Genomic DNA, 24,110 nt, shown 5'->3' with positions numbered 1-24,110 from the left:
TGAGATGAACACGCTTCATGTCAATATCGTCACCCCGGATGGCGAAGTGTATGATGGCGATGTCCGGATGGTAGTAGCGAAGACGATCACTGGTGAGATCGGGGTTCTCCCGCACCACGTGCCGCTCGTCACACCTCTCGACATCAGCATCTTGAAGTTGCGCCACGAAGATGGCGGACGCACGTTGATCGCTATCAGCGGTGGCTTTATGGAAGTGCGCCAGGACACAGTGACGGTACTCGCCGAGACAGCGGAGCCAGCGGACAAGGTCGACTACGACCGTGCCGCGGCTGCGAAGGTCCGTGCGGAGCGTCGCCTCCAGGACACGAAACTATCAGAACTCGAATTCAAACGCGCCGAGCTTTCGCTCAAACGGGCAATCAACCGTCTGAGCATGAAGGATTACGGCCGCGACTGACTTCTTCCGGTGACGGACTGAGTGAGAAGGACCAGGGACCCTTGCGAGGGGACCTGGTCCTTTTTGCGTCTTGAATGGATCGGGGGAGTCTTTATCTCTCGATCGTCAGGCCGCTCTTCAGAGAGTCGGCCTGCCCGTTGATCGGTCGTATGCCTTCGTCAGGCGGCTTTAGCCCGGACCGAAGAAAGCGCGGATGACGACATCGACCGTCTTTCCGTGAATCGGACACCGTCGCGGCTGCGTACGCTCCGTCTTAGAACCAGCCCATTCCTGCGTCTTTCGTCCTGTTTCCGGACTGTCAAGACCTGAAAAGGTTTAACAACCCCCGATTTCGTTAAAGTACTAGTGTAGACCTTGACGTTCACGGTTCTTTCACAACCGGCACCTAGAAAAAGACAAAAAAACCTTCATAATTTATATTTTTTACGCTAGAATGGACTAATCGTACGTCTTTTTATTTGCGTAAACGACCAGAATGTGAAATCATAAGAAGGTTGAGGAAAACCCTGAAGAAGAGGTGCGATCAGTGACAGCAATCGGTTTAAGTGCTTTGGCGAGCATGATCGTCTATCTGCTCTCCGTCGTTTTTGCCTGGTGGGCCATGCTCCCAGTAAAATGGGATAAAATCCTGCAATTTCCGCGTGGCCCGCAAGCGCTCGCGCTTCGGGCGCTCCTCGCGGTGGCGCTCGGCTCACTCGTCGCCCGTTTCCTGCTCGACTATGCGGGATTCGCCCAGCGACTGTCGTTCCTAGTCGGATAGTACTGTCTTTCAATTCATATGAACTTGTAACTTGATTGTAAACCTTGCTGCAGGGGTTGTGGATTAGTATAGTAACGGACGGGTTCGGCCCGTCGTAAGCGGACACAACACCGCAGCGAGGAAGAACGAGGACCAGAAGACGGAAAGAAAATCATATGTTTCTCTTCTATTGGAGGTACTCCACTCGCCCACTTAAACGACACAGCAATCACGGAATCGATACGAAATAGAACAGAAACAAAGTAGAGGAGTAGGGATGATGGAAAAGATTATTGTCCGCGGCGGACGTAAATTAGCTGGTACAGTCAAAGTAGAAGGCGCGAAGAACGCGGTCCTTAAAACACTCGTCGCGACGCTGCTCGCATCAGAAGGAAAGTCAGTCCTTCAGAACGTGCCGCGTCTCGCAGACGTCTACACGATCAACAACGTTCTCCGCAACCTGAACGCGGAAGTCGAGTTCGACGAGGCGAACAACACAGTCATCGTCAACGCGGAACCGGACCTTAAAGACGAAGCACCGCTCGAATACGTCCGCAAGATGCGGGCATCGATTCTCGTCATGGGGCCGCTCCTCGCCCGTCTTGGCCGCGCACGTGTCGCGATGCCGGGCGGTTGCGCAATCGGCTCACGTCCGATCGACCTTCACCTGAAGGGCTTCGAGGCGATGGGCGCGAAGACGATCATTGGCAACGGGTTCGTCGAGGCGCAAGTCGACGGTCGCTTGAAGGGCGCGAAGATCTACCTTGACTTCCCGTCGGTCGGCGCGACTGAGAACATCATGATGGCAGCGACGCTCGCTGAAGGCACGACGATCATCGAGAACGTCGCGAAGGAGCCTGAGATCGTCGACCTCGCGAACTTCCTGAACGCGATGGGCGCGAAGGTCCGCGGTGCCGGCACGGAGACGATCCGCGTCGAGGGCGTCGAGAAGCTCTTCGGCGGCAACCACTTCGTCATCCCTGACCGGATCGAGGCAGGCACGTTCATGATCGCAGCGGCGATCACGGAAGGTGACGTCGAAGTCATCGGTGCTGAGCGCGAGCACCTCCGTCCCCTCATCTCGAAGATGGAGGAGATGGGCGTCAAGATCACGGACACGGAGGAAGGCCTCCGCGTCGTCGGTCCTGAGAAGCTCGTAGCGGTCGACGTCAAGACGATGCCTCACCCGGGCTTCCCGACGGACGTGCAGGCGCAGATGATGGCTCTCGTCCTCAAGGCGGAAGGCACATCGGTCATCACGGAGACGGTATTCGAGAACCGCTTCATGCACGTCGAGGAATTCCGCCGCATGAACGCGGATATCAAGATCGAGGGACGCTCGTCGATCATCACGGGCGGCGTTCAGCTCCAGGGCGCAGAAGTACTCTCGACGGACCTCCGTTCAGGTGCTGCTCTCGTCACGGCTGGACTCATCGCTGAAGGCGAGACACGCGTCGGTGCGCTTCACCACATCGATCGTGGCTATGTCGACTTCCACATCAAGCTCCAACAGCTCGGTGCGGACGTCGAACGTATCACAGAGGAAACATCGGTCATCGAAGAGACAGCTGCGACAGAGCTTTGAGCCATCATTCCTAATACTATGAATACATGAATCATAGACGACTTTCTCAAAAAGAAAGTCGTCTATTTTTGTGCACCGTGCTAAAATTGAATGGCATGTGTGTACAGAAAATGGGTTAGACGTCCGAATGACGTCAATAGCATGGGAATATGAACCAGTCAAAGGAGCCAAAGCGGGATGTTTTCAAAAGATATCGGGATTGACTTAGGGACGGCGAACGTCGTCATTCATGTGAAGGGGAAGGGGATCGTCCTCGACGAGCCGTCTGTCGTCGCGATGGACAAGGCGACCGGCAAGATCCATGCCGTCGGAGAAGAGGCGCACAAGATGGTCGGGCGGACGCCCGGCAACATCGTCGCGATCCGGCCGCTCCGGGACGGCGTCATCGCCGATTTCGCGATGACGGAGGCGATGCTTCGCCACTTCATCGACAAGATCGAGGTACGGGGCATGTTCGGCGGGGTGCGGATGCTGATCTGCACGCCGGCGAACATCACGTCGGTCGAGGCGAAGGCGATCCGCGAAGCGGGCGAGAAGTCAGGCGCGAAGACCGTCTACCTCGAGGTCGAGCCGAAGGTCGCGGCAGTCGGTGCCGGGATGGACATCTGGATGCCTGCCGGGCACATGGTCATCGACATCGGCGGCGGGACGACGGACGTCGCCGTCCTCTCGATGGGGGACATCGTCTGCGGTGAGACGATCAAGGTCGCGGGCGACCGGTTCGACCACGACATCACGCGGGCGATCAAGGACAACCATAAGCTGATCATCGGGGAACGGACGGCGCAGACGGTCAAGATGACGGTCGCGACGGTGTCGGAGTCAGGACGGAGCGAGGCGATGGACATTCGGGGCCGCAACCTCGTCACAGGACTCCCGCACAACATCACGGTCACGTCGGAAGAGATCCGCACGGCACTCGCCGAGTCGGCGATGGAGATTGTCGAGGCGACGAAGCGCGTGCTCGAGAAGACGCCGCCGGAGCTCGCTGCCGACATCATCGACCGCGGCATCATCTTGACGGGCGGCGGCGCGCTGCTCGACGGGATCGACGAGCTGCTCGCGCAGGAGCTCGGACTTCCGGTGCTGATCGCGGAAGACCCGATGCTGTGCGTCGCGCGCGGAACGGGCATCATGCTCGACAACTTAGGGAAATGACAGAACGGACCATCCGAGAAGATGGTCCGTTTTTGTTTGCTTAATGAGCGGGTCATGACGATGTTCGCTTCAGATCACATGATAAGTCGTCTTCGGTCCGCTTCCTCTCCGCTCGATGATACGCCGGTCGACGAGCTGCGCAAGAACGGAACGCACGGATGATTTGCTCTTTCCGAGGTATTCCTCGAGTTCTCGGCTCGTGAAATCCGCATGGTCGGCCAACCAGGCATCAAGGGGCGAGTGGTCATGCGGGGTAGGGAACGTAAGCTTCGGCAGCGTGACGACGAAGGCGTTCGCCGATACGTGCCAAGAAGGCTGCTGCTCGCTGCCACGATAGCTCTCGCGAATCCGTTGCAGACCCGTGCCATAGCTCTCAATCCATTTGATTTTGTAAAAACAGTTGGCAAGCCGAGGGTTTCGGCTTTCCGATACACCGAGCTCGATGTCTTCGACGGTCAGTCCGTGGACGAGGCCGCCGACCGAAACGATTTCAATCCGGTCGTCGAAGAGGTGGACGAGGATGCTTCCGGTATATCCATAATCGCGGTGGACGACAGCGTTGACGAGTGCCTCGCGAATGGCAGCTTCAGGATAGGTGGAACGTTCGACCCGTGTGAGTCCCTCGAACGTGACGGATCTCGAGTTGTGGAGATCGATATAGGCGTAGGCATCGTTCACCTGTCGAATGACCGAGCCCGTCCACTCCCTGCGATCCTGGAATGCGAGTTTCGTCGTCCCTTCGTACCGGGCACATTTGATGGAGTGTTCACACTGATCTGACAGCAGGAGTCCGAGATTCGTGAAATATCCGTCCTGATCGACCATGCCGAGCGTCCGCATCTGGCTCTTCGCAAGCTTCAGCTTCTCGGAGTCGAAGACAGGTGTCGTCTCCGAGAAGGTGAGCGATTGGTTCAAGCAACGCATCCTCTCGTATTCTGTTCCATCCGACGCGATGATCATCTGACGAATCGCCTCTTCCGTGGCCATGCTGACCGTCGTTCCGTGACGCAGGTAGACACCAGAAGGCTTCAAGCCTTTCGCGGCGAGATGATAAGGGCGGCGTGGTCCACGAGTGACCTCGAGTTTGATGACATCACCTTCGTCATGTTCGACGATTTGTAAGGATGTACAGATCAGGATATCTGGACGGATGTTGTCCCGAAGCATGTTGCTGATGGATTCCATATCCTGTTTGGCATGGGCGAGACCGATGACCGTCCCATCATCATCTATGCCGATGTAAATCTCGCCTCCAGAAGTATTCGCCATCGCGATGACCTCCTTCTTCAGCCCCTCTGTGACTTCACGTTTCAATTCGAGCATCTGACTCTCGACGAACATCGGAGTGCCTCCTATCGATTAATTTCATTATAATCGATTGTAATCGATTATAATCGATTAATCAATCCGTTCGGTTCATTCCTTTGACATTTCACTTTATGAAGCGTATATTGGAGGTTGTTGCAATCATCCGGCATTCCACAAAAAGGAAGTGACGCCAGAATGCCATTATGGAAAAGAAACCTATACGTAGTCTGGATCGGCAGTTTTCTGACCGCTGCCGCGCTCAGTCTCGTCCTCCCGTTCATGCCTCTCTTCATCGAGGAGCTCGGGGTGACGGACCGTCAAGACATCACCACCTGGTCAGGTGTCGCCTTCGGGGCGACGTTCCTCGTCGCGGCGATCGTGTCGCCGATCTGGGGACGGCTCGCCGACCGGAAAGGGCGCAAGCTGATGTTGCTCCGGGCGAGTCTCGGCATGTCGATCGTCATGTTCGCGATCAGCTTCGTCCAGGACGTCTATCAACTCGTCTTCCTCCGCCTCCTGATGGGGGCAGTATCCGGATTCATCTCTGCAGGCATCACGCTCGTCGCCTCGCAGACGCCGAAAGAGAAAAGTGGCTGGGCGCTCGGTACGTTGTCGACCGGCGGTATCGCCGGCGGCCTCCTGGGACCCCTGATCGGGGGATTCCTCGCCGACTGGATTGGGCTCCGACCCGTTTTTCTCTTTACGAGCATTCCGCTGTTCCTGACGTTCCTCGTCACGTACTTCTTCGTCAAGGAAACGTTCGTCCCGGTCAAGAAGGAGAACCTCGCTTCAGCGAAGGAGATCTTCGCCTCGCTTCGCCATCCTGAACTGATTCTCAGCCTATTCCTGACGACGTTCATGATCCAGTTCGCGGCACAGTCGATCGGACCGATCCTGACGTTGTACGTGCGTGAACTCAGCCCGAACACGGACAGCCTCGCGCTGCTCGCCGGCATCGTCGCCTCTGCGCCAGGGCTCGCCGCCCTGCTGTCGGCACAGAAGCTCGGCAGACTGTCGGACAAAATCGGCCCGGAACGTGTCCTGTTCTGGGCACTGCTCCTGTTCGCGGCGTTCCTGATTCCGCAGGCGTTCGTCACCGACACGACGCAATTGATCATCCTGCGCATGGGGATCGGCCTTGCGACCGCGGCGCTCATGCCGTCCGTCCAGTCGCTCCTGCGCAAGCACACGCCGCAAAGGGCGTCCGGGCGGATCTTCGGCTACAACCAGTCGGCGCAGTTCCTCGGCAACGTATTCGGGCCACTCGTCGGCGGACAGATCGCCGGACACTTCGGCTTCCAAGCCCTGTTCCTGTTCACGGCCCTGTTCGTCGTCACGAACGCCGTGCTCGAACGGACGCAGACCGCTGTCCTGTCGAAAAACAACTTATAAGAAATCAGCAAGGGAGCGTCGCGAAAAGTGCGATGCTCCCTTTGCCATCAGAAAATCCCTCTCTTCTCAATAGAAGAAAGGGATTTTCATCATGACTCGGACAGGTCGAACACCTGGACCGGGTCTTTTTTCTTTGCCTTCTGCAGCGCGTCGATGACGAGCGGCGCCTGTGCCATCTCGAGATAGGCGGCCTCGTACTGGAACAGGCCGTTGTCGAGCTCGATGATCGACACCGGTGTCAGGCGGACCTGGTGATTCGCCTGATTGAGCTGGAGCGTCAGGCAGAGCTCGATCTGCTTGTCGACCGGGAGACGGATCGACGAGTAGAAGAAGACGTTCTTCAAGTTCGTCTTCGTCACGAGGACCGGCGACGAACCGACGTGGATCTCCTTCGCGTTCAGCTTCGTCACCGTCAGCTCGGCCTCGACGGACGGCGTCGATCCCGTGCCGCCGTTGTAGGTCTCGATCGGCTGGAGGACACCTTGCGTCAGGTAGACGGCGAACATGTCCTTCGGGACCGGCTTGCTGAAGAGGTAGCCTTGGATGATGCCGCACTCGAGCTCGCGGAACTCGTCGAGCTGGGCGAGCGTCTCGACGCCTTCCGCGACGACCGACATGCCGAACTCCTTCGCCATGAACAGGACGCTCTTGACGATCGACTTCGACTTCTTGTCGTCGTGGATGTGCGTCGCGAACAGGCGGTCGATCTTGATCGTGTCGATCGGGAAGCGGTGCAGGTACGAGATCGACGAGTAGCCCTTGCCGAAGTCGTCGAGCGAGATCTTGACGCCCATCAGGTGGATCCGGTGGAGCGTCTCGTTGATCTTCGGGTTCTCGTACAGGATGTCCGTCTCCGAGATCTCGATCTCGAGCAGGTGCGGATTGATCGAGTAGCGGCGCAGGACGCCCGCGACGACCTCGGCGAAGTCGCCGTAGAACAGGCGTTTCGGCGAGACGTTGATCGAGACCGGGACGACGGTCTTCTTGTCGTCGATCCACTGGCGGAGCATCCGGCACGCCTCGACGAGCACCCAGTCGCCGATCGCGATGTGGACGTCGCTCTCCTCGGCGAGCGGGATGAAGTCGTTCGGCGGGATCCGGCCCCATTCCGGGTGTGTCCAGCGGATGAGGGCCTCGGCCCCGACGATCTTGCCGGTCCAACTGTCGACCTTCGGCTGATACTCGAGGAAGAGCTGGTCGCGGCTGACGGCGCGGCGGAGATCCGTCTCAAGCTGATAGCGGCGGAACACCTCGATGTCGAGGTTCGACGAGTAGAGGTGGTATGAGCTCTTCTCCTGTCCCTTCGCCCGGCTGAGCGCCGTGTAGGAATTCTTCAGGAGCGTGTGCGGGTCGACGGCGTCGACCGGGTAACGGGCGACTCCGACGGATACTTTCGAGAACAGCTCATACGACTGGACGACGAACCGTTTCTTCGAGAGGGTGAGCAGCTTTTCGCACGCCTTCGTCAACATATTTTCGTCGGAGAAGGCCGGCAGGATGACGATGTACTGGTCGCCGCTCAAGTGACCGCAGTAGGAGCCTTGCGGCAGCGTGTCCTGAAGGATCTCGCTCGTCGTCACCATCCAGGCGTCGCCGATCTCGTAGCCGAACGTCTCGTTCACCTCGGCCAGCTGATTGAAGCTGAGCGACAGGACGGTGAATGGATGATTGAGTTCGGTCAGGCGGGCGATCTCCTCGAGCAGGAGCGTCCGGTTCGGCAGTCCCGTGATCGGGTCGTGCATGGCGAGCTTCCAGATTTCCTGCTGTTGTTCCTTGATCAGCGTGATGTCGTTCGCGACGCTCTGGAAGGCGACGACCTGGCCCGATTCGTCGAAGTTCGGGACCCGTTTCTCCTCGACCCATTTGATCTGTCCGTTGATGCGGATGCGGTAGATGACTTGGGTGACCTCACCTTTTACTACCCGTTCATGGGCACGGACGAGGTCCGGGACATCGTTCTGATGGATGATTTTCTGCCAAAACGCGTGGTCGGCGTTGAACCGTTCCGTCGGGATGCCGAACAGGTCGAGGAAGCCTTTCGAGTAGAACTCGACCTCCTCCGTCACGAGATTCTTCTTATAGATGGCCGAGTTGACCGTCTTGTAGATCTCAAGCAGTTTCTGGCGCTCGGAGTCACGCTCCTCCGTGACGACCTTCAGCTCGGTCAGGTTGTGGAAGGCGTAGCTGATGATCGGTGATTCCGGGTTCTCGTTATGAAGCATCGCCTTGCAGATCACGTGCTGGTCGCCGTTATGGAGATGGCGGATCCGCAACGCGATCTCGAACTGGTCAACGTCGCCTGTGGCGAGCATCGCGGCGTTGCTGAGGAACAGTTCGCGGTCGTCCTCGTGGACGCGCTGCATCAGCTCCTCGTTCGACATGCCTTCCATTCGCTTTTCGGACAGGCCGAGCAGGTTCGCGAACGAGGCGGAGAACTCGAGCCGGTCCTCGGCCGGATAGAAATCGAAGAACGAGACGCCAGGGATCTCTTCGGTCATCGTCTGTTTCAGCTTCAGATGGGTGTACTTCTGGCGGAGCTCGGTCTGTTTCGTGATGTCACGGGCGACACCGTACATGCCGATGATCAGGTGATCATGGAAGATCGGGATGTTCGTGAAGGCCATCATGATCACATGGCCGTCTTTGTGGCGTATGTAAGTGTTGTAGTGGACGGTCTCGCCATTCAGGACACGCTGGAAGTAGCCGGCGATTCGCGTACGTTCCGCAGGGTTCAGGAACAGCGAGTAGTGCTGTCCGAGTATCTCCTTTTCGGTCGCACCGAGAATCAGGGAAACCTTCTTGTTGAATGAAACGAGATGTCCTTCCAAGTTAAGTGAATAGACCGGATCCGGGTGATCCTCGAAGAAGTTCGCGATGCCTTTGAATTCATTGAAATCGAGCGTCGCGGGTCCTCCGGGCGGTTTGGACTTACGTTTGAACAATGACATAAGGGCCCCCTCATAATAGTGATAAATGTCACACCTCAAGTATAACGTCGTCGGAGTCAACTTGGAATATGGTATGAACCAAAAATGTTGAATAATGAAAATATTTTAATCTAACAGTAAAAATATTACATTTGTAATGGGGTGTATTTTTCTTGAATGTTCCGAAACTATTCCCTTTTTTTGAAAAAACGTTAATAAACGAGTTGAAACGTGCCGATATACTGAGAAGAGAAATCGAAAAAAGAGTCAATGAGGAGACGAGAAAGCATGTTACGAGGAATGTATACCGCAGCAGGCGCCATGCAGGCGCTGCAGCGTCAGCAAGAGATGTTCAGCAACAACCTGGCGAACGTCCGGACACCGGGCTACCGTGCCGACAGCGCCTCGCTGCGGACATTCCCGGAGATGCTGATCAGCCAGACGGCCGTCAACGAACGGACGGGGGCACGCATGAAGTCGACGGTCGGGACGATCGCGACAGGCGTCTACCTGCAGTCGGCGACACCGAACTTCGCGCTCGGGTCGGTCACGGAGACAGGGAACAAGACGGATCTGCAACTGATGTCGGACGGAGGCGTCCCGCTCTTCATGGTCCGCCACGGCGATCCGCTGACGGGTGAGCTCGAGGAAGAGGTGACCTACTCGACGAACGGGCAGTTCAATGTCGGCATCGACGGGCTGCTCCGGACATCCGAAGGCGACCTCGTGCTCGGCGAGGACGGACAGACGCTGAACGTCGGCAGCGAGGACTTCACGGTCCGTGGAGACGGACAGGTGACGGATGCGGACGGCGAGGTCGTCGGCCAGCTCGGGATCCGCGTGACGAACCTGCCGGAGACGCTCGAGCGTCTCGGCGGTTCGCGCTTCGGCGCGACGGAAGAAACGGAGTTCTCGGACGTCAACGAGGTCAACGTCCGCCAAGGATTCCTCGAGCTCGGGAACGTCTCGGTCGAGGAGACGATGGCACACATGAACGCCGCGCTCCGCCAGTTCGAAGCGAACCAGAAAGTCATCCAGGCCTACGACCGGACTGCCGAGAAGGCCGTCACGGAAGTCGGACGCCTACGTTAAGGAGAATCATTCATGCAATCATTCCATACATCAGCAAGCACGATGGCGCAGCTCCAGAAGATGCTCGACGTCACGGGACAGAACCTCGCGAACGCGAACACGAACGGCTATAAACGCAAGGAAGGGCAGTTCAACGAGCTGCTCGTCCGGAACATCGAGAACGGGCGCGGTGCGGAAGGTCCGCAGACGACACCTCCCGGACTGCGCCTCGGCACCGGGGGATATGTCGCAAGCGAGGTGACGCGTTTCGCGAGCGGCTCGTTCCGCGAGACGGGACGCGCGCTCGACCTCGCGCTCAAGAACAAGAACCACTTCTTCGGCGTCATCGACGCGGACGGCGAGACGAAGCTGACACGTGACGGCAACCTTCAGCTGATGCCGACAGGGAACGGACAGGTTCTCCTGACGGACGACGCGGGACGCGCCGTCGCGAACACGAACAACGAACGGATCGAACTGCCGGAGACGGCGTCGAACATCCAGATCGGCAGTGACGGGAACGTCTCAGGCGTCGTAGGCGGCGAGCGCCGGATCTTCGCCCGGATCGGCGTCGGGGTCGTCGAGAACCTCGCCGACCTCGAACCGGTCGGAGGCGGACTGTTCACGGCTGTCGGTCCGTATGATGTCGCGACAGGCAACCCGATCATGGTCGGCGGACTCGAGTCGTCGAACGTCGACATGGGGCAGGAGATGACCGAACTGATGCAGATCCAGCGCGCCTATCAGTTCAACTCGCGGGCGCTCTCGACATCGGATCAGATGATGGGGATCGTCTCTTCCTTGAAATAAGCTAAAAATCCTCAGCAGTCAGGCGTTGACCTGATTGCTGAGGATTCTTCAGTTTGCGAAACATCTCTGTCGCTCTCGCCACTGTTTCGATGATACAATCGGTGCAAGGGCAGGGGAATCTCCCTTGCGAATTCAACGAGAAGGACGTGGCATGCATGGGATTGAATTTTCACAAGAGTTTCCGTCTGACGAAGAACATCCACCTTCATCTGTCGAAGCACGGGCCGAGCCTGTCGATCGGCAAAGGGCGGCTCCGCCACTCGATCAGCCGGCGCGGCATCTCGAGCAGCGTCCGTCTGTTCAAAGGACTGAGCTGGCGCAAGAAATGGTGACGGTATGGCCTCTCGCACGAGAGGCTTTTTGTATGGAGTGAGGGACACGATTGTACCGCGAGACGGAAAAGAGGAGGGAGGTCGGGTGGTGTGATGGTCGCCTTGATTAACGACGCGGAACAAAAAAGAAGTCAGGGAAAATAGATCCCTGACTTCTTCACGAGGTGGGCGATGCAACATTGAAAATGACTGTGTCTGCCTTTAGGTTGTCGAACCTGGTCAACGTAACCAGAGGGTGAGACTTCCTGTCATAGGGTTATATGACGCTTTGACCTTGAATCGGTTAGCTGTGAAGCTTTCCGGAACGTCGCCTCGATTAAAGTAGTTCCAAACCTTCATAGCATCACTGCCAAAGTACAATTTGAACAGTTCTTTCGCAACAATTGGCACTCGATATGAACTTGGCAGGGCAACATCTTGCCAGAAGTAGAATGAAAGAGCCACGATCTTGTCTTCTTGCCAGACATGAATCGCACCTTGCGGGTATTCAGGAAGAGTATATACATGGCCGCCATCTCTAAATCCTAATTCGTTTTGAAGAGTTTGTAAGTTTTTTTCATGATCAGAATTCCACGAAGACTTCAAGACGGGCGCTGTCCAACCGTCAGGATAGGGTTTCCCGGCTGCGGGTTTTGAGACATACGTTCCGATTTTGAAGTGTTTTGCGACGACCCAACCATTCTTCCCGCCAGATAGCACTCTATACCACCCGGATTGCGAACTCAGTACATATACATTTTGGTTTTTATTGACTTTTACAAGACGTTTTGACTTCGTGCTTTGCGACGTATAGACGTACTGAGTGGATGTGGCATACGCCCCTTTATCGATCGCTATGACTGGCTTCCCGAGCTTCAGCTTCGTTTTCGCGACCCAACCCTTCGTCTTGCCGTACTTGATTTGCGACCAGCTACCCTTGTTGACATAGATAGAGACTGTTTGATTCTTCTTCAAGGAACCGACCGTCTTCGACTTCGTGCTTGCAGAGGCATAGACCTTTTGGGCGGTGATGGAATAGCCCTCCTTCGCGCCGGCAGCGAAAGTCTTCTCGACAGGAGTCCACAGTACCGCCATCGCGAACGTGAGTGCCATGCCGATTCGCATCATTTTTTGTATCGTACTCATTGAAATCCTCCGTTCATATCATACTTGTAAAATTATCCAATATCCCTGTCAGTATACCTTCTTCAGGGGAGAAGTTCCTGTTGAGCGTTCATGAACAGGTAAATGCGCTCGCTGAGTCATCCTTGCCCCCTGTATTTACTGAGATTGCGACCATTTTTTGTCGTTCGAGGCATAGGAGGGATGGGGAAGTGGTATAGATAGGAGACATTGAATCGAATGAGGGGGAATGGGTATGGCATCAACGACAAGACGAGTGGAGGTGAACCGAGCGGATCATGCGAAGCGCAATCTCTGGTCCGGCTTCCTGTTCGGTGTCGGTCTCGTCGCTTTCTTCGACGAGGTCGTCTTCCACCAATTGCTCCATTGGCATCACTTCTATGATAAATCGACGACGGACGCCGGGCTCGTCTCGGACGGACTGTTCCACGCCTTCAGCTGGTTTGCGACGGTCGGGTCGCTCTTCATGCTCGCTGATCTGAGACGACGCCTCGCCTGGTGGAAGGAGCGCTGGATAGCGGGCGTCTTCCTTGGCGTCGGCGTCTTCCAGCTCTACGACGGGATCGTCCAGCATAAGCTGCTCGAACTCCATCAGATTCGCTACGGCGTCGAGATCCTGCCGTACGACCTCGCATGGAACATCTCGGCCTTCCTGCTGATCATCATCGGCATCGTCCTGCTGAGACGCTCGGGTGTCGCACATGCATCATGAGCACGGGTTCGACTGGATGCTGCTTTTGCCGCTGCCGTTCATCGGTGGATTGATGCTTTACGTCGGGCTGCTGCTTGCGACGAAGCGACCATGGCCGCTTCACCGGACGCTCTTCGCCGTTCTCGGCACGCTCAGCGCCGTCAGTGCGGTGACTGGACCGATCGCTGAACTGGCGCATACGAACTTCGTCTATCATATGCTCGGACACCTGCTGCTCGGCATGCTCGCGCCGCTCCTGTTCGTCCTCGCGGCACCGATGACGCTCTGCTTGCGGACGATGCCTGTAAGGTGGGCGAGAAGGCTGTCTGCCGTCTTGCGGAGCGGTCCTTCCCGTCTTGTGACGAATCCGGTCGTCGCGTCGCTGCTGAACGTCGGCGGTCTTTGGGTTCTGTATAAGACGGGTCTTTACCATCTGATGCAGACGAACATGCTGATCCACCTGCTCGTTCACCTGCATCTCTTCCTCGCGGGATACGTCTTCACGCTGTCGATGATCTCGCTTGATCCGGTCGCGCATAGGACGAGCTATCGCTTTCGCGCCGTCGTCTTCCTGCTGGCGTTCGCGGCGCACAGCATCCTTGCGAAACATCTCTACGCGAGTCCGCCGGCCGGTGTGCCGCTTGAGCAGGCGCGGAGCGGGAGTCAGCTGATGTATTACGGCGGGGATTTGATTGAGCTCGTCATCATCGCCGTCCTCTGCCTGCAATGGTACCGCGCGGCGCGTCCACGAACCTCGTACAATTGAAACAGAAGACCTCCCGAACTTGCGTCGGGAGGTCTTCTTACGCTTGATCACTTGTCGAGCTTCTCCTCGATCAGGGCGAGCGAGAGCTCGAACGCGGCGATCCGCCGCTTCGCCAAGGTGATTTGTGCTTTGTAGCGCTCCGGGCGTTCCTTCGCCTCGAGCGTCTTGACCGTCTCCTTCAGCTTATGGACGGTCGAGGCGATTTGGCGCTTCGCTTCCGTCAGTTCTGCTTCTGAGTACATGTCACTGGCCTCCCTTCTAAAAAAGCGCCTCCTTTCGGCCAGTCGGCTTCAGGAGGCGCTTGTAATTTCAACTCATTTGATGACTTGGTCGATGACGACCATCGTCTCCGTCTCGGTCGAGATCGGGAAGCGGATCGAGAAGCACGTGCCTTCTCCGAGCGTCGATTCGACGTCGATCGTACCGCCGTGGTGCTTGACGATCTCCTTACAGATCGACAGGCCGAGTCCCGTACCGCCGATCTGGCGCGTCGCTGAGTTGTCGACGCGATAGAACTTGTCGAACAGCTGCGGGAGCGCTTCTTTCGGGATACCGATCCCTTCGTCGATGATGTCGATCTGCGACCATTCCGCGTCCTGCGAGAGGCGGACGGTGACGGTCCCGCCTTCAGGCGAGTACTTGATCGCGTTCGACAGCATGTTGTTGATCAGCTGCTTGATCTTCTCCTCATCCGCGTGGATGTGGACGGCGCAGTCCGCTTCGACCTTGAGGACGTGCCGGTCGGTCGAGGCGTCGTAGAACTCGGTCAGCTCGCTCGCGAGCGTCGCGAGGTCGAACGTCGACAGATGGTAGCGTTGTTCGCTCGACTCCATGCGCTGGACGTCGAGGAAGTCGTTGACGAGCGTCGTCAGGCGCCCCGTCTCCGAGTGGATCGTCTGGAGATACTTGCGCTGGCGTTCCGTGTCGAACTCCTTGTTGAGCATCAGCTCCGTGAAGCCGTAGATCGACGAGAGCGGTGTCCGCAGCTCGTGCGAGACGGTCGAGACGAACTCTTCCTTCATCCGGTCGGATTCGGTCTCCTTCGTCACGTCGCGCAGGACGAGCATCGTACCGACCCATGCATGGTCGATCTCGATCCGTTCCGCGTACACCTGGATGTAGGAGGCATGGTCGCGCATCGAGACGAGCAGGCTGTCGCCCGGCAGGTCCCGTTCCATGACGCGCTCGACGTACTGCTCGAACTGTTCCGGCTGGTCGATGATCGAAGACAGCTTCGTCATCGCCTGTTGGAACGTCTTCAGGCCCGTCTCCTCCTCGTCGTCCGTACGGGCGACTTCAGGGAACAGCTTCATGAGCGGCTCGTTGACGAGCAGCTCGCCGGAGTGGTGCTCGATGTAGACGACCGCTTCGCGGATCGAGTTCAGGAGCTGACCGGTCTTGACCTTCTCGTGCTCCATCGCCTCGTAGACGCCCATCCGGAGCAGCGAGAGCGAGAGCTGGTTCGAGAACGACAGGATGTCGGCCATCTGTTCGTTCGAGAAGCTGTCGCGATAGCGGATCAGGTAGACGCAGGCGATGATGTTCCCTTCCGGATCGAGCACCGGCACTGCGACCTCGTACATATAGTACGGGTATGGAAGCGGGTGGTCGTGCGCGACCTGCTTCGACGAGTGGACCGGTTTCTTCAGGAGGCGTGACCGGTGGAAGAGCGATTGCTCGTCCGCGATCAGGCGCTCGATCATCTCAGGCGACATCCCGTACTCGATCGTCGAGCGGACGTTGTCTTCTGTGTCGAGGAAGAGGATCGCCCCGATCTCCGAGTTCGTGATCGAGACGAGCTTTTCGATGATCTCCGGATAGGCCGTCAGCGTCTCGCGTGAGGCGAGCACTTCCGTCAGCTCGTTCCGGTACTGCAGATGTTTCTCGCTGCGGAGCGTGATCTCGAGCGCTTCCTCGAGTTCCTCCTGCTGCGCCTGGAGTTCCTCCTGCTGGGCGACGAGCTCCTCTTGCTGCGCCTGGAGCTCCTCGTTCTTCGCGATCATATGAATCTTGTTGTCGGCGATCGCCGCCGCCATCTGGTTGAACGATCCGGTCAGGATGTAGAGCTCGTCCTTGCGCGCAGGGAGCGGGATCGGCTCGACGTCGTCGCCGGTCGTCAGACGCTGGCTGTCGCGCGAAAGGGCGTTGATCTGACGCGTGACGCGTCCGACGAACGGACGGACGAGCGTCAGGAGGACGAGGGCGAGCACGATCAGGTTCGACAGCCAGATGATCTGGGCCGTCCGCATCTCGTCGACGAGGGCTTGCTTCGCCTTGTTTTCCTCTTCACGCACCTTGTCGCGGTACTTCGTCAGCAGGATCTCGATACCGGATGTCTTCGTGCTGACATCGACACGCGTGTCGCTGCCCTTCGTCGTCCCGTCGCGTTCGAACAGCACTTTGCCCGATTCGAGCGTCGCGAGCGTCGCCGGGTCGAGGAAGTCCTCGTTGATGTCACCGGACTGCTTCTTCGCGACATATTCGCGGACGATTGGCGTCACGGTCGCGAAGTAGGCGTCGTACAGCTCACGCGTATCCTTCGCGTACTTCTTGCCTTCCGTGAAGATGGCGTTCTTCTCGAACCATTTCGTCTGCTCGTCGATCTTCGCCTGGCGCTTCTCGACGAGGCTGTACTTCTCCTCCGTCCCGAAGACGAGATAGGAGTTGATGTCACTCTGGACGGCCTGCCACTCTTCCCATAGCGCCGTCGCCCGGCCGCGCCGGTCGTTCAGGTCGTCGAGCCGTTCGCTCGTCGATTCGATTTTATTTTCGGTATAGAAGTAGACGATGAGCGACGTCAAGCTGAGCGCGATGAAGACCGTGTAGAAGGCGAACATCAGCTGGCGGCCGATCTTTTCGTTGATCCATTTCAATTTCGTGTTCCTCCGCTTCGTATGTGAACTATGTCGTATGCTTCGTAGTTTGCAGTATTTTATATGCAGATTTAATTTTACACATTCCGCACGCGAAACGGCAAATTTTATTATTGAAAAGGCCATAAAATATACATGTTTCTACTATAGCTTTTGCACTTCCATCAGATACCGCGATGGGTAACGAGTTCTTGAACCCGAAGTTCCATGCGGGAAAGAGGATTAGGGAGTACGGGAAAGAGGGAAGATAGAACGGTACGCACTTATTTTTCTATGGTAAGGAAGTGTCTTCATGCAAAGAATGTTCGAGAACAAATGGTACCGCTACGCCTGGTGGGCGCTGACGCTGCTGTTGATCGTCTGGATCGGGGACCACGTCAAGTTCCTCTTCCGCCCGCTCGTCGTCCTGCTTCAGATGGTCGTCCCGCCGCTCGTCATCGCCGGTATCTTCTATTATGTATTGCTGCCGATCGTCGGTATGCTGCAGCGGCGTGTCAAGAGCAGGCGGAACGCCGTCCTGCTCGTCATCGTCGCCCTCGGGATCATCCTGACGCTGATCGGGGTCATCCTCGGGCCGATCCTCGCCGAGCAGGTGACGTCGCTCGTCAAGGCGCTCCCGAATATCGCGAGCGAGTTCCAGCGCCAAGCGACCGCGCTCCGTGAACAACTCCAGTCGAATCCGATCCTTGCGCGTTTCAGCGGCGGGGACGATTTGTTCGAGAAGGTGTCGAAGAGTGTCTCCGACTATGCGAGCTCGTTCCTGAAAAACGTCGGGACGGGAATCGGCACGGTCGTCTCGGCGATCACGGCGACGGTCATCACGATCCTCATCGTCCCGCTCATGCTCATCTACATGCTGCTCGACGGGAACAAGCTGTCTGACACGCTCGCGCGCTGGATGCCGCTCGAGTATCGTCCGGAGACGAAGAAGATCCTCGGCGACGTCCATGAGACGATCATGAGCTATGTACGCGGACAGGTCATCGTCAGCATCGGGGTCGGTCTGATCGCGCTCGTCGGCTACTACATCATCGGGATCGACTATGCGCTCCTGCTCGCCCTGTTCGCGACGCTGACGAACATCATCCCGTTCCTCGGTCCGGTCATCGGCGTCATCCCGGCTGTCATCGTCGGCTTCATCCAGGACCCGGTCCTCGCGCTCTACGCGATCATCGTCATGACGGTCGCACAACAGATCGACTCGCATATCATGTCGCCGCTCGTGCAGGGACGGACGCTCCACGTCCACCCGCTGACGATCATCGTCGTCCTGCTCGTCGCGGGGAATATCGCCGGATTCTTCGGCGTCCTGCTCGGCGTGCCGTTCTATGCGGTCATGAAGGTGCTGATCACGAACTTCCGCCGCCTCTACCGCTTGCGTTCGCAGCAGAAGATGGTCATCGCGGAGGAGACGAAGATCGTCCTGCCGGAGCAGCGCGATCCACACCAGTGAGACCATGCCTCGTCCCTCGCGGACGGGGCATTATTCTTTTTCGCAATCTGCTTTTGATTAACGGAACGAGTTGCTTCATAATAGAAGGGAACATGGACCTGCAGCTGCTTTTTGTGGAAGGGGAAGCTTTGATGGAACAGAACCGGTTAAGCGAACAAGAGGATCTACTCGCACTTCAGAAGTTTCAGCACAATTTCGAGAACAGCATCAAATCGAGCGTCATCTATCTCCTGCGGGAGGGGGCGCTTGCGATCGGCGAGATCGAACAGCGGATCAATGAGCCGCACGCGTCGATCATGGAGCAGCTCCAGGAGCTGATCGAGGACGGCCTCGTCGTCCAGCAGAAGGCGGAGAAGGTAAACGGGCTCGCCTATCACCTGACGCCTCCGGCGATGGAGCTCGTCGAACAGTTCAAGACGTCGATCGCCTGGAGCAAACAGCACATCACCTATTGAACATCTTCGCACGCGGACCCCGGTCTGCGTGTTTTTTCGTGATGTAAAAGATGGATTGAGTGATCGAAAGAGAAGGAAAGATTAGGAAGGGGTGGCGCGATGATTGCGCAGGCGATCGTGATACAAAAGGACAAGATACTGATGGTGAGGCAGTATGTGCAGCGAGGAGACGTCGTCTGGAATTTTCCTGGCGGCGGAATCGAAGCGGGTGAGACACCGGAGCAGGCTTGCCTCCGGGAAGTGAAGGAAGAGACCGGCTATGACGTCAGGATCAAGCACCGGCTGATTCTGACGCCAAAGAAGCATACATTCATTGCCGAAGTCGTCGGCGGGAAGCTCTATCTCGACCGGGGCATGAAGGAGAACAGTGACATCATCGACGTGGCCTGGGTCGCACTTACAGACTTCGACAAGTTCGACAGCTTCACGCGTCCGATGCTCCTGTTGCTCGACAAGAGCGGGGCTAAGTGACGAAAGCATAAGAGACGCATGAAGCCCGGGAGCGCTTTGCCCCCGGGCTTTCATCATGCATTGATCGTGTTGCGCAGCTCCGCCTGATCGACGCCGAGCGCACGGATCGCGATCGCGTTCAAGGCGAGCTCCATCTCCGGCCGTGTCAGGTGGTCGATCAGTTCGGCGATTGTCAGCGTCGTCCGTCCGTTGTAGAGCTGGACGACGAGTTGCGTCTGGACGAAGAGCGAGCGGTCGCTCCGCTCGTCCTCGAGCATTTCCTTGAAGAAGAACTCCCCGGTCTCCGGGAAGAAGTAATCGTTGAAGATTTTCAGCAGTTCGATGTTTCCGGTCGTCAGGTACAGGATGCTTTGGATGGACGGGACGTGACGCATCCGCTTGTTCGCCCGGTTGAGCAAGGCAGCGAAGCGCTTTTTGTGAAGGTCGTCCCGGAACGTGATCGGGTGCATGGGTCTGCTCCTTTCTGGAAAAAAAGAATTTACTGGTAATATCAGTATTATTCCTTTTTTGTTAAAAAGGTAGACTTGATTTTTAAAAAAGGGTTCGAATGAACCAGATGAAGTCTGACGACAGCGGCGTATGGTGGAAAAAGTGAAGCATTCAGAAACTGAATAAATAATTAAGTTTATTTCAAGCGACGAGTGGAATAAATCCCAAGAATGCCATGAAAAATACATTTCTTGAGGAGGACCATGATGTTCAGACACCAAAAGGAATTACAATTCGAGGTAAAGGTCGACCGGCCGGACGCGAAGCTCGCGCGGGCTGTCCAGGAAGTGCTCGGAGGTCAGTTCGGTGAGATGACGGTCATGATGCAGTATCTGTTCCAGGGCTTCAACTTCCGGGGAGAAGAGAAGTACAAGGACATGCTGATGGACATCGGGACGGAGGAGATCGGGCACGTCGAGATGCTCTGCTCCCTCATCTCGCAACTGCTCGACGGCGCGGCGCCGGAGGATCAGGTCGAGGCCGGGAAGGATCCGGTCACGGCAGCGATCCTTGGCGGCATGAATCCGCAGCATCTGCTCGTCAGCGGACTCGGAGCGCTTCCGTCGAACTCGAACGGCGTCCCGTGGAACGCGGGCTACATCGTCGCGAGCGGCAACCTGCTCGCCGACATGCGGACGAACTTGAACGCGGAATCGCAAGGGCGCCTGCAAGTCGCGCGCCTCTATCATATGACGAAGGACGAAGGGGTCCGCTCGACTCTACGAAAGATGCTCGCGCGCGACCGGTATCACCAGTACCAATGGATGGCGGCGATCGAGGAACTCGAGGCGAAGAATGAAATCTACGTGCCGGCGACGTTCGGACCGAAGGACGAGATGGAGGCGGAACAACACGCCTACGAATTCTGGGATCTGTCGGACGGAAACGAGTCGGGCGAAGGACCGTGGGCAAAAGGAAAAGCGCCGGACGGGACGGGAGAGTTCGTCTACCTCGAACATCCGGAACCGATCGGCCAGAAGCCCGATCCGGAGATTCCGGCGGAGACGCTCTATCACGACCTTGATGGAAAGAAGAAGAGTGTCAAAAAAGCACCCGCGAAGAAGAGCACTGCAAAAAAGAAGACGAAATAAGGAAAATGCTCCCTGCTCAAGGGAGCATTTTTCGTCCTCTTCGTCTAATTTGGCGGAGACGTATCGAGCGAGAGCGGGAAAGAATCAGCTTGTCGGTCGTATTGGCAGAGGAAGCGTTCGACACCCGGATACTTCTCGCCAAGCGACTTCCCTTGATGGGCAGGCGCGACGGCGATCTGGAGGATCGTCGCCTCGTCCTGCGTCAGGCGGATGCCGATCAGGGCGACGGTCTCGCCCGCCTCGCGGATCGTATGAAGATGGTGGTCGTCGCGCTGATAGAAGGCGAGTGCCTCGGCGGGCCGTGAGGTCGCAAGGCGGAGCAAATCAAGCAAGGGATCATTCATTCGGGAGCACCTTCCTTTCTGCAGATAACATTCTGCGGGCGAGGCGGATTTCCCGTCTGTCCGACATAGTTCGTCAACTGAATTTTTTTGCCGGGGAAAGGAAGCGACGTGTTACACTAGCGATAGCGAAACAATAATCCGGCAGATACTTGTGACCAGGTACTAATGTGGTATACTGATGCAAGACTGAACCAAACGAAAGGTGATTCAAGATGGTACAAAACCAAGCCGAAATGGAACGTCCTAATCGCGAACGCGCGAACCGTGACAAGAAGGAGAAGAAGCCGAAGAAACGGATGCGCCACTATACGGCGCGCCGCGTCCCGGTCGTCGTCCGCCTTCTGCTCGTCCTCCTCTTCGCCCTGATCGCGCTGATCGTCGGCGCGATGGTCGGATACGCCGGTCTCGGCGGCGGTGAAGCCCTTGACGTGCTCGACCCTTCGACGTGGACGCACATCACCGATTTTTGGACTACCACTTAAACTATCTGAACTAGGAGTGACGCCCATGTACACGATCGAACAAATCAAAGAAGTGATCCCGCACCGCTATCCGTTCCTGCTCGTCGACCGCATCCTCGAGGTCGAGGAGGGCAAGCGGGCCGTCGGCATCAAGAACGTCTCGGCGAACGAGGAGTTCTTCAACGGCCACTTCCCGGACTATAACGTCATGCCGGGCGTCCTGATCGTCGAGGCGCTCGCCCAGGTCGGCGCCTTCGCCGTCCTCAAGATGGAACAGAACCAGGGGAAGCTCGCCTTCTTCGCAGGGATCGACAACTGCCGCTTCAAGCGCCAGGTCGTCCCGGGCGACCAGCTCCGGCTCGAGGTCGAGCTGACGAAGCTGCGCGGGCCGATCGGCAAGGGCGTCGCCACTGCGACGGTCGACGGGGAAGTCGCCTGTCAAGCGGAACTCACCTTCGCGATCAAGTGAGCGGGCGATGAGAAAACTGCTCCTCCCCCTAGCTATCCTGGCGTTGCTCGTACCGGGCTGCGCGCGCGGTGAACAGCCGGTCTCGACGACGACTTCCCCCACGGTCGTCGAGGAACCGATCAAGCGCGCCGGTCAGACGCAGAGCATCGCAGCGGAGATCAAGATCGCCGAGAACGACCGGATGGTCCTGACGATCCGCACGTCGAACGACGTCCGGCTCGACGACCAGCGCGTCGACATCCGGCTCGAGGTCGCGAACCAGTCGATCCCGTTCCCGTTCGTCGCCTTCAAGGCGAACCGGATGGGGGAGATCCGCACCTACACGGCGGAGACGACGCGCGAAGACGCCCTGTTCGAGGACGACCGCCTGCCGGTCCTCGTCATCGACGCCGGCGCCGGCCGCGGCATCGAGATCCCGCTCGAAGTCGTCAAGTGAACATGCAACGTCCTTCCTGACCGTGAACTGCCCCATAAAAGTTGGACATGAAAATCCAACTTTTATGGGGTGTTTTTTATGGTCAAACATACGAAGGCGTTCAAAGTCCAGGTCGCCGAGCGTCATCTGACGGGACGAGACGGATACCAAAGTTTGGCGAATGAATTCGGGATAGCGCGTGAACTGGTCCGTGAGTGGTCGCGTCTCTATGAGCGATGGGGGGAGACGATCTTCGATCCTTCCTATACAGCCCACTCGCTGCCGTTTAAACTGGAGGTATTAAACGACATGGCGACCAATGGGCTGTCACGCATGGAGGCGGCCCTGAAATACCGAATCTCCTCCCCGGGTATGATCTCCAACTGGCGATCCACATACGAACGGGAAGGGGTCGAGGGGCTGGCCGCCAAACCGAAAGGACGTGCCCCGATGGCGAGACGCAAGAAGAAGGATCCTGAAGAGATGACGGAGGTCGAGAAGCTCAAGGAGCGGGTCGAGTACCTCGAGATGGAGAACGCCGCGTTAAAAAAATTGAGAGCCTTGGTTCAAGAAGAGAATGCGCGACGAACCGGATCAAGGCGCAAGTGATCGAGGAGTTGCGGGCGACCTATCCCGTCCCGGGACTCCTTCGCGTGCTCGGTATGGCCCGGAGCGTCTATTACTATTGGCGGACGCGCCTGACGGCCGAGGACAAGTATGCGGAGGTGAAGGCGGCCATCCATGCCCTCTTCCACGAACACGAGGGACGATGTGGCTATCGTCGCATCCACGCGCTCCTCGAGCGCCAAGGCTTCCGACACGACCCGAAGACCGTGCGCCGCCTCATGGGTGAGCTCGGCCTCAAGTGCCTCGTCCGCATGAAGCGATACCGCTCCTACAAGGGGCGGGTCGGGGAGGTCGCGCCGAACCTTCTCCAACGGGACTTCAAGGCCTCCGGCCTGAACCAGAAATGGGTGACTGACGTCACCGAGTTCCACCTCTTCGGGGAGAAGCTCTACCTCTCGCCGATGATGGACCTGGGGAACCGGGAGATCATCGCCTATACCGTGTCGGACCGCCCCACCTATCATTTCGTCGGCGAGATGTTGGACCAGGCGATCGGGAGGCTCGACGGGCAGGCACGGCCGATTCTTCACTCCGATCAAGGTTGGCATTATCAATACCGGCCATTCATCGGTACGCTCCGGGAGCACGGCATCACTCAAAGTATGTCCCGTAAGGGCAACTGTCTCGACAACGCAGCCATCGA

At 57.4% G+C, this 24,110-nt stretch carries 26 protein-coding genes; 19 read left to right on the top strand and 7 right to left on the bottom strand.

Translation table 11 applies throughout. The features are described 5' to 3' along the window. The first annotated feature begins 4 nt into the window (after positions 1-4). The 4 genes from DFG60_RS10940 to mreB all read left to right on the top strand — a co-directional run bounded on the left by DFG60_RS10940 (position 5) and on the right by mreB (position 3,900). Complete coding sequence (locus tag DFG60_RS10940) at positions 5-418, top strand: F0F1 ATP synthase subunit epsilon (RefSeq protein ID WP_114571813.1); 414 nt, start codon at positions 5-7, stop codon at positions 416-418. Positions 419-944: 526 nt separating this feature from the next. Then, positions 945-1,178, top strand: coding sequence for a DUF1146 family protein (locus tag DFG60_RS10935; protein WP_114571812.1), 234 nt, complete (start codon positions 945-947; stop codon positions 1,176-1,178). 259 nt (positions 1,179-1,437) lie between these two features. Further along, positions 1,438-2,742: a UDP-N-acetylglucosamine 1-carboxyvinyltransferase gene (gene murA, locus DFG60_RS10930; protein ID WP_114571811.1), complete on the top strand. Its 1,305-nt coding sequence runs from the start codon at positions 1,438-1,440 to the stop codon at positions 2,740-2,742. Positions 2,743-2,919: 177 nt separating this feature from the next. After that, on the top strand, positions 2,920-3,900 hold the full coding sequence (gene mreB, locus DFG60_RS10925; protein ID WP_114571810.1) for a rod shape-determining protein MreB: 981 nt from the start codon (positions 2,920-2,922) through the stop codon (positions 3,898-3,900). 69 nt (positions 3,901-3,969) lie between these two features. Here the strand turns inward: mreB and DFG60_RS10920 are convergent, their stop codons facing one another. After that, positions 3,970-5,241, bottom strand: coding sequence for an ATP-binding protein (locus DFG60_RS10920; RefSeq protein ID WP_232818700.1), 1,272 nt, complete (start codon positions 5,239-5,241; stop codon positions 3,970-3,972). A 162-nt stretch (positions 5,242-5,403) separates the two neighbouring features. On the opposite strand from DFG60_RS10920, the gene DFG60_RS10915 reads away from it, so the two are divergent. Next, a complete protein-coding gene (locus tag DFG60_RS10915; protein WP_114571809.1) occupies positions 5,404-6,600 on the top strand; it encodes a multidrug efflux MFS transporter in 1,197 nt (398 codons plus the stop codon). A gap of 89 nt (positions 6,601-6,689) precedes the next feature. Here DFG60_RS10915 and DFG60_RS10910 read toward each other — a convergent pair whose 3' ends face one another. After that, positions 6,690-9,542, bottom strand: a complete 2,853-nt coding sequence (locus DFG60_RS10910; protein WP_232818699.1) for a sensor domain-containing protein — start codon at positions 9,540-9,542, stop codon at positions 6,690-6,692. A 273-nt stretch (positions 9,543-9,815) separates the two neighbouring features. Between DFG60_RS10910 and DFG60_RS10905 the strand changes: the two genes are divergently transcribed. From DFG60_RS10905 to DFG60_RS13660, 3 genes are all read left to right on the top strand, one after another. After that, positions 9,816-10,619 (top strand): flagellar hook-basal body protein, encoded by an 804-nt coding sequence (locus DFG60_RS10905; RefSeq protein ID WP_114571807.1) that lies wholly within the window; start codon positions 9,816-9,818, stop codon positions 10,617-10,619. A gap of 12 nt (positions 10,620-10,631) precedes the next feature. Next, a complete protein-coding gene (locus tag DFG60_RS10900; protein WP_114571806.1) occupies positions 10,632-11,408 on the top strand; it encodes a flagellar hook-basal body protein in 777 nt (258 codons plus the stop codon). Positions 11,409-11,563: 155 nt separating this feature from the next. Then, positions 11,564-11,740 carry a DUF4236 domain-containing protein gene (locus DFG60_RS13660; protein WP_157964536.1) on the top strand — a complete coding sequence of 59 codons (177 nt, stop codon included), beginning with the start codon at positions 11,564-11,566 and terminating at the stop codon, positions 11,738-11,740. Positions 11,741-11,959: 219 nt separating this feature from the next. On the opposite strand, the gene DFG60_RS10890 is transcribed toward DFG60_RS13660, so the two are convergent. Then, a complete protein-coding gene (locus DFG60_RS10890; RefSeq protein WP_114571804.1) occupies positions 11,960-12,865 on the bottom strand; it encodes an SH3 domain-containing protein in 906 nt (301 codons plus the stop codon). Between the two features lie 232 nt (positions 12,866-13,097). On the opposite strand from DFG60_RS10890, the gene DFG60_RS10885 reads away from it, so the two are divergent. Both DFG60_RS10885 and DFG60_RS10880 read left to right on the top strand, forming a co-directional pair. Next, positions 13,098-13,574, top strand: coding sequence for a DUF2243 domain-containing protein (locus tag DFG60_RS10885; protein ID WP_114571803.1), 477 nt, complete (start codon positions 13,098-13,100; stop codon positions 13,572-13,574). After that, on the top strand, positions 13,564-14,319 hold the full coding sequence (locus DFG60_RS10880) for a cytochrome c oxidase assembly protein (RefSeq protein ID WP_114571802.1): 756 nt from the start codon (positions 13,564-13,566) through the stop codon (positions 14,317-14,319). The genes DFG60_RS10885 and DFG60_RS10880 overlap by 11 nt, the downstream gene beginning before the upstream one ends. A gap of 47 nt (positions 14,320-14,366) precedes the next feature. Here DFG60_RS10880 and DFG60_RS10875 read toward each other — a convergent pair whose 3' ends face one another. After that, positions 14,367-14,561 carry a hypothetical protein gene (locus DFG60_RS10875; protein ID WP_114571801.1) on the bottom strand — a complete coding sequence of 65 codons (195 nt, stop codon included), beginning with the start codon at positions 14,559-14,561 and terminating at the stop codon, positions 14,367-14,369. Positions 14,562-14,633: 72 nt separating this feature from the next. Next, positions 14,634-17,192 carry a HAMP domain-containing sensor histidine kinase gene (locus DFG60_RS10870; protein WP_114571800.1) on the bottom strand — a complete coding sequence of 853 codons (2,559 nt, stop codon included), beginning with the start codon at positions 17,190-17,192 and terminating at the stop codon, positions 14,634-14,636. Positions 17,193-17,484: 292 nt separating this feature from the next. On the opposite strand from DFG60_RS10870, the gene DFG60_RS10865 reads away from it, so the two are divergent. From DFG60_RS10865 to DFG60_RS10855, 3 genes are all read left to right on the top strand, one after another. Then, positions 17,485-18,645: an AI-2E family transporter gene (locus DFG60_RS10865; protein WP_114571799.1), complete on the top strand. Its 1,161-nt coding sequence runs from the start codon at positions 17,485-17,487 to the stop codon at positions 18,643-18,645. A gap of 131 nt (positions 18,646-18,776) precedes the next feature. Then, a complete protein-coding gene (locus DFG60_RS10860) occupies positions 18,777-19,100 on the top strand; it encodes a winged helix-turn-helix transcriptional regulator (RefSeq protein WP_114571896.1) in 324 nt (107 codons plus the stop codon). A 99-nt stretch (positions 19,101-19,199) separates the two neighbouring features. Further along, positions 19,200-19,571: an NUDIX hydrolase gene (locus tag DFG60_RS10855; RefSeq protein ID WP_114571798.1), complete on the top strand. Its 372-nt coding sequence runs from the start codon at positions 19,200-19,202 to the stop codon at positions 19,569-19,571. Between the two features lie 53 nt (positions 19,572-19,624). On the opposite strand, the gene DFG60_RS10850 is transcribed toward DFG60_RS10855, so the two are convergent. Further along, positions 19,625-20,020, bottom strand: coding sequence for a hypothetical protein (locus DFG60_RS10850; RefSeq protein ID WP_114571797.1), 396 nt, complete (start codon positions 20,018-20,020; stop codon positions 19,625-19,627). 246 nt (positions 20,021-20,266) lie between these two features. Here DFG60_RS10850 and DFG60_RS10845 point away from each other — a divergent pair, with 246 nt between their 5' ends. Beyond that, complete coding sequence (locus DFG60_RS10845) at positions 20,267-21,151, top strand: manganese catalase family protein (protein WP_114571796.1); 885 nt, start codon at positions 20,267-20,269, stop codon at positions 21,149-21,151. A 44-nt stretch (positions 21,152-21,195) separates the two neighbouring features. Here DFG60_RS10845 and DFG60_RS10840 read toward each other — a convergent pair whose 3' ends face one another. Then, positions 21,196-21,495: a GNAT family N-acetyltransferase gene (locus DFG60_RS10840; protein ID WP_114571795.1), complete on the bottom strand. Its 300-nt coding sequence runs from the start codon at positions 21,493-21,495 to the stop codon at positions 21,196-21,198. Between the two features lie 212 nt (positions 21,496-21,707). Between DFG60_RS10840 and DFG60_RS10835 the strand changes: the two genes are divergently transcribed. From DFG60_RS10835 to DFG60_RS10815, 5 genes are all read left to right on the top strand, one after another. Further along, entirely contained in the window at positions 21,708-21,977 is a 270-nt protein-coding gene (locus tag DFG60_RS10835; RefSeq protein ID WP_114571794.1) for a DNA-directed RNA polymerase subunit beta, read from the top strand. A gap of 25 nt (positions 21,978-22,002) precedes the next feature. Beyond that, entirely contained in the window at positions 22,003-22,425 is a 423-nt protein-coding gene (fabZ, locus tag DFG60_RS10830; protein WP_114571793.1) for a 3-hydroxyacyl-ACP dehydratase FabZ, read from the top strand. Positions 22,426-22,432: 7 nt separating this feature from the next. Next, on the top strand, positions 22,433-22,861 hold the full coding sequence (locus DFG60_RS10825) for a hypothetical protein (RefSeq protein ID WP_114571792.1): 429 nt from the start codon (positions 22,433-22,435) through the stop codon (positions 22,859-22,861). Positions 22,862-22,939: 78 nt separating this feature from the next. Beyond that, complete coding sequence (locus DFG60_RS10820; protein WP_114571791.1) at positions 22,940-23,449, top strand: helix-turn-helix domain-containing protein; 510 nt, start codon at positions 22,940-22,942, stop codon at positions 23,447-23,449. Next, the coding region (locus tag DFG60_RS10815; protein ID WP_114571790.1) for an IS3 family transposase at positions 23,446-24,110 on the top strand (665 nt) is incomplete at its 3' end. The genes DFG60_RS10820 and DFG60_RS10815, both read left to right, overlap by 4 nt.

The sequence above is a fragment of the Exiguobacterium flavidum genome (assembly GCF_003344535.1).
Classification (GTDB): domain Bacteria; phylum Bacillota; class Bacilli; order Exiguobacteriales; family Exiguobacteriaceae; genus Exiguobacterium_A; species Exiguobacterium_A flavidum.
The sequence above is the reverse complement of the archived record's forward strand: the minus strand, read 5'-3'. Positions and strand labels throughout refer to the sequence as shown.